Below are 10,919 nucleotides of genomic sequence, written 5' to 3'. Positions count from 1 at the left end.
GAGGCCGCGACTACCCGCAGCACGGGGATGGCTACCTTGCGTAGCGAAGTGCGGAGTTGATCAGCTGCTCGGCCGGGAATTCGGTACGCAAGCCGATCACCTGCCGGTAGGTTCGACGCCGCCCGATCAGCAGCGAACAGGAGCAGCGCCATGACCGACGACCCCCGCATCGGCCCACCGCACTTCGGCACCGAGCGCGAGATGCTCCGGACCTTCCTCGACTACCACCGCGACACCCTCGCCATGAAGTGCGCGGGGCTGACCGACGAGCAGCTGCGGCAGCAGTCGATGCCGCCCTCGACGCTCTCGCTGCTCGGGCTGGTCCGGCACCTGGCGGAGGTCGAACGTGCCTGGTTCCGCCGGGTGTTCGAGGACCGGGACGCACCGATGGTCTGGTCCGACCGGATCGATTTCCAGGCGGCCTACGACGCGAGCAGCTCGACCCGGGCCGAGGCCTTCGGCGCCTGGGAGGCCGAGGTGGCGAACTCACGCCGGATCGAGCGCGAGGCCGAGTCGCTCGACCTGGCCGGCCACCAGCCGCGTTGGGCCCAGGAAGTGTCGTTGCGGATGGTGATGACGCACGTCCTGCTGGAGTACGGCCGCCACAACGGCCACGCGGACCTGCTGCGCGAAGGCATCGACGGGACGGTCGGCGCCTAGTAATTTAGTTGACGTGCGCTAAGTACTTTTCGGCTCGAACTCCGAAAGGGACCACCGATGAGCACGGGCAGCAAGGCAGGCAGCAGAGCACAGCGGAGCGCGGGGAGCCCGGCGGGCCGTCCCGCCCGTGCCCGGATCGGCCCGGGCCACCCGCGCTACAAGTGGGTGGCGCTGTCGAACACCACGCTCGGCATGCTGATCGCGACGATCAACTCCTCGATCGTGCTGATCTCGCTGCCCGCCATCTTCAACGGGATCAGGCTAGACCCGCTGCGGCCCGGGAACGTCAGCTACCTGCTCTGGATGCTGATGGGCTACATGCTGGTCACCGCGGTGCTGGTGGTGGCGCTGGGCCGACTGGGCGATATCTGGGGCCGGGTGCGGATCTACAACACCGGCTTCCTGGTCTTCACGGTCGTGTCGGTGATCCTCTCGCTCGATCCGCTGCACGGCGCGGGCGGCGCGCTCTGGCTGATCGGCTGGCGGGTGGTGCAGGCGATCGGCGGCTCGATGCTGATGGCCAACGCGGCGGCGATCATCACCGACGCCTTCCCGGCCAGGCAGCGCGGCATGGCGCTGGGCGTCAACATGGTGGCCGCGATCGCCGGGTCGTTCATCGGGCTGGTGCTCGGCGGCCTGCTGGCCGAGTGGGACTGGCGGTCGATCTTCTGGGTCAACGTGCCGATCGGGCTGATCGGCACCGTGTGGGCCTACCGCTCGCTGCGCGAGACCGGGGTGCGTCGACCGGGGCGGATCGACTGGTGGGGCAACATCAGCTTCGCGGTCGGCCTGACCGCGCTGCTGGCCGCCATCACCTACGGCATCCAGCCCTACGGCGGGCAGACCATGGGCTGGACCAACCCGTGGGTGCTGGCCGGGCTGATCGGCGGCAGCGTCGTGCTCGGGCTCTTCTGCCTGATCGAGACCAGGGTCGCGCAGCCGATGTTCCCACTGCGCCTGTTCCGGGACGTGGTCTTCGCCGGCGGCAACGCGGCCACCCTGCTCGGCTCGATCGCGCGCGGCGGGCTGCAGTTCATGCTGATCATCTGGCTGCAGGGCATCTGGCTGCCGCTGCACGGCTACGACTACGCCGAGACACCGCTCTGGGCGGGCATCTACCTGCTGCCGCTGACCATCGGCTTCCTGGCCGCCGGGCCGGTCTCCGGCCACCTCTCCGACCGGTTCGGCGCCCGGCTGTTCGCGGCCGGCGGCCTGGTGGTGATGGCCCTGTCGTTCGCCGGACTGCTCCTGCTGCCGACCGACTTCGGCTATCCGTGGTTCGCCGCGCTGGTCTTCGTCAACGGGCTGGGCGGCGGGCTGTTCGCGGCGCCCAACACCTCGCTGGTGATGTCCAGCGTCCCGGCGGCCGACCGCGGCGCCGCCTCCGGGATGCGGGCCACCTTCCAGAACGCCGGGATGGTGCTGTCGATCGGCGTCTTCTTCTCGCTGATGGTCGCCGGGCTGGCCGGCTCGCTGCCGCACACCCTGACCGCCGGGCTCACCGCCCAGGGGGTGCCGCCCGCCGACGCCCACGCGGTGGCCGCCCTGCCCCCGGTCGGCACCCTGTTCGCCGCCTTCCTCGGCTACAACCCGGTCCAGCAGCTGCTCGGTCCGCACGTGCTCGCCGGGCTGCCCGCCGCCAACGCGCAGACGCTGACCGGGCGCCAGTTCTTCCCGCAGCTGATCTCCGGCCCGTTCCACGACGGCCTGGTGGTGGTCTTCTCGCTCGCCATCGCCATGTCGCTGGTCGCCGCGGCCGCCTCGCTGCCGCGCGGGCGGCGGGGTCGCGCGGCCGACGACCGTCAGCCTGGGGCGGCCGACCCGGGCGAAGCCGTCGACGAGGCGGCAGGATGACCGGCCCGGCCCTCGACGCGGCCACCGTCGCGCGGCTGCGCCTGGTGGTCGCCCGGCTCTACCGCCAGTTGGCCCAGGCCTCCAGCGGCCGGGACCTCACCATGGCCCAGCTGTCGGCGCTGGCCAGGATCGAGGAGCACGGCCCGATCCGGCTCGGCGAACTCGCCGCCCTGGAGCGGGTCGCCGCCCCCTCGATGACCCGCACGGTCACCCCGCTGGTGGCGGCCTCGCTGGCCGCCCGGGTCGCGGACCCGCACGACGGCCGCTCCTTCCTGGTCGAGCCGACCGCCGCCGGCCGGGCGCTGCTGGCCCGGATCCGGCGCCAGCGCTCGGAGCTGCTGGCCCGCCGGATCGACGCGCTGTCCGCCCAGGACCGCGAGACGCTCAGCGCCGCGGTGCCCGTACTGGAGCGCCTGCTCGCCGACGAGCGGTGAGCGCCCACCTCCAGCTTCGCACGCCTGTTCGAATCAGCGTTACGCTGTCCCCATGTCCTTCCACCTGCAGAGCACCCTCTTCGGCAGCGCCGACGAGCTCGGCCTGCGCCCACTGGACGGCATCACGCGCACCGAGCTGGGCCTGGGCGCCTGGATCGACCTGCTGCCCGGCTGGCTGACCGGAGCCGACACCCTGTTCGAGCACCTGGTCGCCGAGGTGCCCTGGCGGGCCGAGCGGCGCCCGATGTACGAGCGGGTGGTCGACGTCCCCCGGCTGCTGGCCCACTACGGCCAGGACGCCGAGCTGCCGCACCCCGTACTGGACCGGGCCCGCGCCGAGCTCAGCGCCCACTACGCCGCCGAGCTCGGCGAACCCTTCGCCACCGCCGGCCTCTGCTACTACCGCGACGGGCGGGACAGCGTCGCCTGGCACGGCGACCGCGGCGGCCGGGCGAGCACCCAGGACACCGTGATCGCGATTCTCTCCGTCGGCGAGCCGCGCAGCCTGCTGCTGCGACCGGCGGGCGGCGCCGGGCCCACCGCGCGCCACGCGCTGGGGCACGGCGACCTGCTCGTGATGGGCGGCTCCTGCCAGCGGACCTTCGAACATGCCGTACCGAAGACCGCCCGCCCCACCGGCCCCCGGATCAGCGTCCAGTTCCGGCCCCACCGGGTCTGGTGAGGCCTCGCGCTCCCGACGGTGCGTCAGTTCACCCGCCCACCCGGCTGCTTCTGCGCCCGCGGCGCCCGATCCGTTCCTATCGTGGAGCGATGCGAACCATGCTGCTGCGCGCCGCCGACCGCCTCTTCCCCACCGCCCAGGGCAGCTACGGCGTGCTGCCGCCGCTGCTGGTCGCGCTGACCTTCGTCACCGGCGTGGTCGACGCCGTCAGCTATCTCGGCCTGCGCCACGTCTTCGTCGCCAACATGACCGGAAACGTGGTCTTCTTCGGCTTCTCGCTGGCCGGGGCGCCGAACCTGTCGGTCTGGGCCTCGGCGCTGGCCATCGCGGCTTTCGTGACGGGCGCCTGGACGGCGGGCCGGGTCGCGGGCCGGATCAGCGAGGGCGAGCGGCTGTTCCGGGTGATCGTCACCGGCCAGACCGTGCTGGTGGCGGGCGCCGTGGTGGTGGCGCTCGCGGCCGGCCACCAGGCGGTCGGCGCGCAGGTCGCGCTGATCATTCCGCTGGGCTGCGGGATGGGCCTGCAGAACGCGGCGGCCCGCAAGCTGGCGCTGCCGGATCTGACCACCACCGTGCTCACCCTCACCGTCACCGGCCTGGTCTCCGACGCCCCGGGGCGGGCCAGCGTGCGGCGGCTGCTCTCGATCGCGGCGATGTTCGGCGGCGCGGTCTGCGGCGCGGCACTCTTCGTGCACGTCGGGGCGGGTGCGGCGCTGGGGCTGGCGCTGGCCCTGCTGCTGGCGGTCGGCGTGGCGGTCCGGGCCTGACGGTGACTCAGCCGGTCGGCCCGGCCCGGGCCTGAGCCGATCAGGTGGCTCTCGGCGCGGGTTCGGCCGGATCCGCCGCCACGGCGGCTTACCGTACCCCCGGTGCTATCAGTACACGAAGAGGCGGTCCCGGCATGGCAACAGCTGTCGTCTACCAGAGCCTCCTCGGACGACTGGGCCGGTTCTGCTACCGCAGGCGCCGGTTCGTCCTGCTGACCTGGGTGATCGGCACCGCCCTGCTGCTCTTCATCGGCTTCGCCTTCGCGGCTCCCGCCGACAACAACTTCACCGGCGGCAACTCGCAGTCCGCGCAGGCGCAGAACCTGATCAAGCAGCACTTCCCGGAGCGCAAGGGCAGTGCGCTCACCCTGGCGATCCAGGCACCGGCCGGGGTGGAGTCCCCGGAGGTACGCGCCCGGGTCGACGCGCTCGAAGCGCAGTTGGGCAGCTCGCCCAACATCTCCGCCGTCCACTCGCCGTACACCTCGCCCGGCCAGATCTCCGCCGACCGGACGATCGCCTTCGCCACCCTGCAGTCCCCCAGCAACCCGCTGCCGACCGCCGAGGTCAAGCACCTGGTCTCGCAGGTCAAGGCGGCGAGCGGGGACGGCGTGGTGTTCGCGCTGGCCGGGGCGGACGTGGTGACGGCGGAGACCCCGTACGGCGGTGCCTCGGACGCGATCGGGGCGCTGGCGGCGATGCTGGTGATCCTGATCGCCTTCGGCTCGCTGCTCGCGACGGGCCTGACCATGCTCGGCGCGCTCTTCGGCATCGGCAGCGGACTGGCCCTCATCTTCCTGCTCGGCTACCTCTTCCCGGCCCCGTCGTTCAGTCCGATCGTCTCCACCCTGCTCGGGCTCGGCGTCGGGATCGACTACGCGCTGTTCATCGTCACCCGCTACCGCGAGGGCCTGGCGGAAGGCCTGGAACCCGAGGACGCGGTAGTGGTCGCCATCGCCCGCGCCGGCCGCTCGGTGCTCTTCGCGGGCGCCACCGTGGTGATCGCGATGCTCGGGCTCTTCGTGGTCCAGCAGAAACTGCTGAACGCCACGGCGGTGGCCGCCTCGGTGACCGTGCTGATGACGATGATCGCCGCGATCACCCTGCTGCCGGCCATGCTCGGCTACACCGGGCGCAACATCGACCGCTTCAAGCTGCCCTATCTGGGCCGCACCGGCTCGCGCAGCCCGATGGCCGAGCGCTGGGCCCGGGTGATCCAGCGCCGCCCGGGCACCGGCCTGCTGGCGGGCGCCACCGTGATGATCGTGCTGGCCATCCCCGCCTTCTCGATGCGGCTCAGCTTCGAGGACAACAGCACCGAGCCGCACGACACCAGCGGCTACACCGCCTTCCGGATCCTCAGCGAGGGCTTCGGGCCCGGCTTCGACGCGCCGTTCGTCATCGTCACCGCGCTGCCCCCGGGCGGGGCCGACCTGGCCCCGCTGGTCAGCGCGGTCCAGCACACCCCCGGCGTCGCCGCGGTCACCCCGCCGCAGCTCAGCCAGGACGGCCGGGCCGCGCTCTTCATCGCCTACCCGAGCACCGCCCACCAGAACGCCGCGACACCGAAGTTGCTCGACCGGCTGCGCGGCCAGGTGATCCCCGGTGCCGTCCGGGACACCGGACTCGTGGTGCGCGTCGGCGGTCCCACCGCGGGTGACACCGACTTCGCCGCCGAGGTCACCGCCCGGCTGCCGCTGCTGATCGGGTCGGTGATCGTGCTGTCGCTGCTGCTGCTGGTGTTCCTGGTGCGGTCGGTGACGATCGCGCTGAAGGCGGCGGTGATGACGCTGCTGTCGGTCGGCGCGGCGTTCGGCGTGCTGACCGCGATCGTGCAGTGGGGCTGGCTGAGCGGCCCGCTCGGCTTCCCGACCAGCGCGCCGATCACCGCCTGGGTGCCGCTGTTCATCTTCCCGATCCTGTTCGGTCTCTCGACCGACTACGAGGTCTTCCTGGTCTCCCGGATCCGCGAGGAGTACGACGCCGGCGCCGACACCTCGGAGGCCGTCGCCCTGGGCCTGGGCCGCACCGCGCGGGTGATCACGGCGGCTGCGGCGATCATGGTGACGGTCTTCCTCTCTGTGCTGGCCACCCCCGACATCGCGGTGAAGGAGTTCGGCCTCGGGCTGGCGGTGGCGGTCTTCCTGGACGCGACGGTGGTCCGGATGGTGCTGGTGCCGGCCATCATGGAGCTGCTCGGCCCGCTGAACTGGTGGCTGCCGCGACCGCTGGCCCGGCTGCTGCCGCAGCCGGTCTGACGCCCGCCCGCTCGGCCCGACGGACCCTCAGCCGGGCCCCCGAGCGCGGGCGGGCGAGCGCCGCTGCCGGCCCGTTGCGCATGCGAGCGTCCGACTGGGCATGAATCCCCTTGCACGACACCGCTCGTGACGCCTCGTGACGGATCGGAGCGCCCGATGGACCTGCCGGACACCCTCCCCGGCCGGCTCTACCTGCTGGCCTTCCGGCCGGGGACCCGGCAGTTCTCGTACCACCGGCACCTGGGGCTGCTGATGCGCGCGGCGGCGCTCACCGAGTTGCTCCAACGCGGCCTGCTGGTCGACGACCGCGGCCGGCCGCAGCCCGGCCGGCCCGCCCCGCCCGAGCTCGACCCGGTGCTCGCCACCGTGCTGGCGCAGGTCGCCGGGCAGCGGCGACGCCGGCTGCTGGGTCCCCGTTCGTGGCGGGGCTGGATCGCCGCCGACGCGGGCGCCACCGAACGCGCGGTGCGGGACCGGCTGCGCGACGACGGGCTGGTGATCGTCAGCGACCACCGGGCGCCCGGGCTGTTCCCCAACCGGAGCCGGGTGCGCTGCGATCCGCACGCGCACCGGCAGCTGGTGGCCCTGGTCGAGGCCGTGCTGACCGACCCGCTCGACACGGTCGAGCCCCGGCAGGCCGCCCTGGTGTCGCTGGCCGCCGCCGGGGAGTTGGACGCGGTGCTGGACGCCCGCACCCGGCGGGTCCACCGGGACCGGATCCGCGAGCTGAAGAGGCTCACCGGCCCCACCGCGACCGCCCTGCGCCGGGAGATCACGGCCAAGCGCTCGGGGTACTGAGCAGCGCCCGTCGGGCGCCGGTGCCGATCGGCCGGAGAGTGACCATCAGACTATTGACGCGTATTCTCACAAGTCACTGACTCGCGGGTAACTTCGGCTTATCCTCTCGCCATGGACCTCGTACACGAGCGCCGGGGCGACGGCCCGCCCCTGCTTCTGCTGCACGGCATCGGACACCGCTGGCAGGGCTGGAAGCCCGTGCTCGACCTGCTCGCCGCCGAGCGCGAGGTGATCGCCGTCGACCTGCCCGGCTTCGGCGCCTCACCAACGCTGCCACCCGGCCTGCCCTACACGGTGGACAGCGCGCTCGACACGCTGTCCGACTTCCTCGCCTCGCTCGGCATCGAACGCCCGCACGTGGCGGGCAACTCGCTGGGCGGGCTCTTCGCGCTGCGCGCCGCCCAGCGCGGCCTGGTCTCCTCGGCCACCGCGCTCTCCCCGGCCGGCTTCTACCGGCTGCCGGGCTACCTCTACGCCGCCGGGCTGCTGAACCTGCACCGGGCCGCCGCCCGCACCCCCGAGTCGCTGCGTGCCTCGCTGGCCCGCTCGCCGCAGGCCCGCAGGCTGATGTTCGGCGTGATCTACGGGCACCCGGAGCGCCTGGACCCGAGCGAACTCACCCTCGACACACGCGCGTTGCTCAACGCCCCCGGCTTCCGCCAGACACTGCGGGCCGGCCGCGCCGAGCAGGCGCACCGCTTCCCCACCGCGATCCCCGCCGACGTCCCGCTCACCATCGCCTGGGGCACCCGCGACCGCCTGCTGCTGCACGCCCAGGGCCGCCGCGCCCGCCAACTCCTGCCGGGCGCCCGCTTCATCCCGCTGCCCGACTGCGGCCACGTCCCGATGGGCGACAACCCCGCGCTGGTGGCCCGGGTGCTGCTGGAGGGCAGCAGCTCGCCCCTGCTGGGCGCCGGGTAGCCAGCGGGAACCGCCGGTGCCCGGACCGCAACGAGCGGTCCGGGCACCGGCCTTGGCGCGTGCGCGCGGGCTCAGCAGATCCTCGGCAACTGCTCCCCCAGCGGCAGGTCGACCACCCGGGTGCCGCCCAGCGCCGTGCGGGTCACCACCATGCCGGGGTGCTCGGCCACACACTCGCCGATCACCGCCGCCCGCGCACCCAGCGGATGGGCCCGCATCGCGGCCAGCACCGCCTCGGCGTGCTCGCGCGGCACGAACGCGACCAGCTTGCCCTCGTTGGCCACGTACATCGGATCGAGCCCGAGGATCGCGCAGGCGTTGGCCACCTCGGGCGGCACCGGCACGGCCCGCTCGCGCACCGACACCCCGACCCCGGCGGCCAGCGCGATCTCGTTCAGCGCGGCGGCCAGCCCGCCCCGGGTGGGGTCGCGCAGCACGTGCAGATCGGGTGTGACGGCCAGCATCGCCTCCACCAGGCCGCCCAGTGCCGCGCAGTCGCTGAGCACCTCGACGCCGAACTCCAGGCCTTCCCGCACGCTCATGATCGCCACACCGTGCACGCCGATCTCGCCGCTGACGATCACCACATCGCCAGGCACCGCGCGCTGCGGCCGGATGTCGACTCCGGCCGGGATCAGGCCGATTCCCGCGGTGTTGAGGTAGATGCCGTCCCCGTGGCCGGCCTCCACCACCTTGGTGTCGCCGGTCACCACCTCCACCCCCGCACTCCGGGCGGCGGCGCCCATCGCCTCGGCGACCCGCCCGACCACGGACATCTCGACGCCCTCCTCCAGGATGAACCCGCAGGACAGGTAGGCGGCCCTGGCCCCGCTCATCGCCAGATCGTTGACCGTCCCGTTGACCGCCAGGTCACCGATGCAGCCGCCGGGGAAGAAGAGCGGCCGCACCACGAACGAGTCGGTGGAGAAGGCCAGTCGGGCACCACCCAGGGTGAGCGCCGCCGAGTCACCGAGCGCGGCGAGCGTGCTGCCGCCGAAGGCCGGGGCGAAGATGTTGGCCACCAACTCGGCCGACATCACGCCGCCCCCGCCGTGCCCCATCACCACCCGGGGGTGGTCGCGCAGCGGCAGCGGGCAGGTCCAGCCGGAGAAGTCGGGCGCGGTCAGGGTCTCAGCCAACGGGGATCGCCTCCGGGGTGACCGGCGTACCGAGCCGCCGGTACAGGTAGTAGGCGGCGCAAGCGCCCTCGGTGGAGACCATGGTGGCGCCCAGCGGGTTGCGCGGGGTGCAGGTGGTGCCGAAGGCCTCGCACTCGTGCGGCTTGATCAGGCCCTGCAGCACCTCGCCGCTGCGGCACAGCTCGGACTCCAGGGTGGTGATGCCGCCGACGTCGAAGCGGTGCTCGGCGTCGTAGTCGCGGTAGCGCTCCGCCAGCCGCCAACCGCTCTGCGGGATCACCCCGATGCCGCGCCAGGCCCGGTCGGTGACCTCGAAGACGTCCTCCAGCATCGCCCGGGCCGCCGGGTTGCCCTCGGGCCGCACCGCGCGCTCGTAGGCGTTCTCCACGGTGTGTTCGCCGCGCTCCAACTGCCGCACCGTGCGCCGGATCCCCTCCAGGATGTCGAGCGGCTCGAAACCGGTCACCACGATCGGCACCCGGTGCCGGGCGGCCAGTTCGGGGTACTCCACGGTGCCCATCACGCTGCACACGTGCCCGGCGGCCAGGAAGCCCTGGACCCGGCAGTCGGGCGAGTTCATGATCGCGTCGATCGCGGGTGGCACCCGGACGTGCGAGACCAGCATGCTGAAGTTCTCGATCCCGTGCTTGCGCGCCTGGTACACCGTCATGGCGTTGGGCGGGGCGGTGGTCTCGAAGCCGATGCCGAAGAAGACCACCTCGCGGTGCGGGTTCTCCCGCGCGATCCTCAGCGCGTCCAGCGGCGAGTAGACCACCCGGACGTCGCCGCCCTCGCCGCGCACCCGGAACAGGTCGCGATCGGTGCCCGGCACCCGCAGCATGTCGCCGAAGGAGCAGAAGATCACCTCGGGCCGGCCGGCGATCTCCAGCGCCTTGTCGATCACCTCCAGCGGCGTCACGCACACCGGGCACCCCGGCCCGTGGATCAACTCGACCTCGTCCGGCAGGAGTTGGTCGATGCCGTGCCGGATGATGGTGTGCGTCTGGCCGCCGCAGACCTCCATCAGAGCCCACGGCCTGGTCACCGTGGCCCTGATGTCCTCCAGCAGGCCACGGGCCAGCTCCGGGTTCTGGAACTCCTCCAGGTACTTCACCGGGCCGCCTCCTCGCCGGCGCCGCTCGCTGCGGCAGCCTCCCACGGGTCGCCGAACTCCTCGGTCAGCAGGCCGAGTTCGGCGAACAGGTCGAGGGTCCGGCGGGCCGACTCCTCGTCCAGGCGCTGCAGCGCGAACCCGACGTGCACGATGGCGTACTCGCCGACCTCCAGGTCGGGCAGGTACTCCAGGCACACGTCCTTGACCACTCCACCGAAGTCCATGACGGCCATCCGGGTACCGTCGCGTTCCTCGATCTCCAGCACTCTGCCAGGCACCGCCAGGCACATGG

General features: G+C 72.7%; 11 protein-coding genes. 8 read left to right on the top strand and 3 right to left on the bottom strand.

Features of this window, described 5'->3' with window-relative positions:
- Positions 1 to 150: 150 nt before the first annotated feature.
- The 8 genes from OG403_RS34820 (at position 151) to OG403_RS34785 (ending at position 8,374) form a co-directional block, all read left to right on the top strand.
- Entirely contained in the window at positions 151 to 660 is a 510-nt protein-coding gene (locus OG403_RS34820) for a DinB family protein (protein WP_329571557.1), read from the top strand.
- A gap of 57 nt (positions 661 to 717) precedes the next feature.
- Entirely contained in the window at positions 718 to 2,514 is a 1,797-nt protein-coding gene (locus OG403_RS34815; RefSeq protein WP_442911032.1) for an MFS transporter, read from the top strand.
- Complete coding sequence (locus OG403_RS34810) at positions 2,511 to 2,948, top strand: MarR family winged helix-turn-helix transcriptional regulator (protein WP_329571555.1); 438 nt, start codon at positions 2,511 to 2,513, stop codon at positions 2,946 to 2,948. Before OG403_RS34815 ends, OG403_RS34810 begins: the two co-directional genes overlap by 4 nt.
- 52 nt (positions 2,949 to 3,000) lie before the next feature.
- Positions 3,001 to 3,630 carry an alpha-ketoglutarate-dependent dioxygenase AlkB gene (locus OG403_RS34805; RefSeq protein ID WP_329571554.1) on the top strand — a complete coding sequence of 210 codons (630 nt, stop codon included), beginning with the start codon at positions 3,001 to 3,003 and terminating at the stop codon, positions 3,628 to 3,630.
- A gap of 89 nt (positions 3,631 to 3,719) precedes the next feature.
- Positions 3,720 to 4,397 carry a YoaK family protein gene (locus tag OG403_RS34800; RefSeq protein WP_329571553.1) on the top strand — a complete coding sequence of 226 codons (678 nt, stop codon included), beginning with the start codon at positions 3,720 to 3,722 and terminating at the stop codon, positions 4,395 to 4,397.
- Between the two features lie 134 nt (positions 4,398 to 4,531).
- Complete coding sequence (locus tag OG403_RS34795; protein WP_329571551.1) at positions 4,532 to 6,655, top strand: MMPL family transporter; 2,124 nt, start codon at positions 4,532 to 4,534, stop codon at positions 6,653 to 6,655.
- A gap of 156 nt (positions 6,656 to 6,811) precedes the next feature.
- Positions 6,812 to 7,453, top strand: coding sequence for a GOLPH3/VPS74 family protein (locus OG403_RS34790; RefSeq protein WP_329571549.1), 642 nt, complete (start codon positions 6,812 to 6,814; stop codon positions 7,451 to 7,453).
- A 111-nt stretch (positions 7,454 to 7,564) separates the two neighbouring features.
- Complete coding sequence (locus OG403_RS34785; RefSeq protein ID WP_329571547.1) at positions 7,565 to 8,374, top strand: alpha/beta fold hydrolase; 810 nt, start codon at positions 7,565 to 7,567, stop codon at positions 8,372 to 8,374.
- 71 nt (positions 8,375 to 8,445) lie between these two features.
- On the opposite strand, the gene hypE is transcribed toward OG403_RS34785, so the two are convergent.
- Genes hypE through OG403_RS34770 form a run of 3 tightly spaced genes read right to left on the bottom strand, consistent with a single transcriptional unit; the run spans position 8,446 to position 10,917 of the window.
- Positions 8,446 to 9,513, bottom strand: coding sequence for a hydrogenase expression/formation protein HypE (hypE, locus tag OG403_RS34780; RefSeq protein WP_329571546.1), 1,068 nt, complete (start codon positions 9,511 to 9,513; stop codon positions 8,446 to 8,448).
- Positions 9,506 to 10,627 (bottom strand): hydrogenase formation protein HypD, encoded by a 1,122-nt coding sequence (gene hypD, locus OG403_RS34775; protein ID WP_329571544.1) that lies wholly within the window; start codon positions 10,625 to 10,627, stop codon positions 9,506 to 9,508. The genes hypE and hypD overlap by 8 nt, the downstream gene beginning before the upstream one ends.
- Entirely contained in the window at positions 10,624 to 10,917 is a 294-nt protein-coding gene (locus OG403_RS34770; protein WP_329571542.1) for a HypC/HybG/HupF family hydrogenase formation chaperone, read from the bottom strand. The genes hypD and OG403_RS34770 overlap by 4 nt, the downstream gene beginning before the upstream one ends.
- Positions 10,918 to 10,919 lie beyond the last annotated feature (2 nt).

This window comes from Kitasatospora sp. NBC_01266 (assembly GCF_036242395.1).
Taxonomy (GTDB): domain Bacteria; phylum Actinomycetota; class Actinomycetes; order Streptomycetales; family Streptomycetaceae; genus Kitasatospora.
Note: the sequence above shows the minus strand (reverse complement) of the source record. Positions and strands in the feature narration are given on the sequence as shown.

Coding starts and splice junctions, on each gene's coding strand:
- OG403_RS34800 (WP_329571553.1), top strand. CDS start 3,720: ATGCGAACCATGCTGCTGCGCGCCGCCGACCGCCTCTTCCCCACCGCC.
- OG403_RS34770 (WP_329571542.1), bottom strand. CDS start 10,917: ATGTGCCTGGCGGTGCCTGGCAGAGTGCTGGAGATCGAGGAACGCGAC.
- OG403_RS34805 (WP_329571554.1), top strand. CDS start 3,001: ATGTCCTTCCACCTGCAGAGCACCCTCTTCGGCAGCGCCGACGAGCTC.
- OG403_RS34785 (WP_329571547.1), top strand. CDS start 7,565: ATGGACCTCGTACACGAGCGCCGGGGCGACGGCCCGCCCCTGCTTCTG.
- OG403_RS34820 (WP_329571557.1), top strand. CDS start 151: ATGACCGACGACCCCCGCATCGGCCCACCGCACTTCGGCACCGAGCGC.
- OG403_RS34810 (WP_329571555.1), top strand. CDS start 2,511: ATGACCGGCCCGGCCCTCGACGCGGCCACCGTCGCGCGGCTGCGCCTG.
- OG403_RS34790 (WP_329571549.1), top strand. CDS start 6,812: ATGGACCTGCCGGACACCCTCCCCGGCCGGCTCTACCTGCTGGCCTTC.
- OG403_RS34795 (WP_329571551.1), top strand. CDS start 4,532: ATGGCAACAGCTGTCGTCTACCAGAGCCTCCTCGGACGACTGGGCCGG.
- OG403_RS34815 (WP_442911032.1), top strand. CDS start 718: ATGAGCACGGGCAGCAAGGCAGGCAGCAGAGCACAGCGGAGCGCGGGG.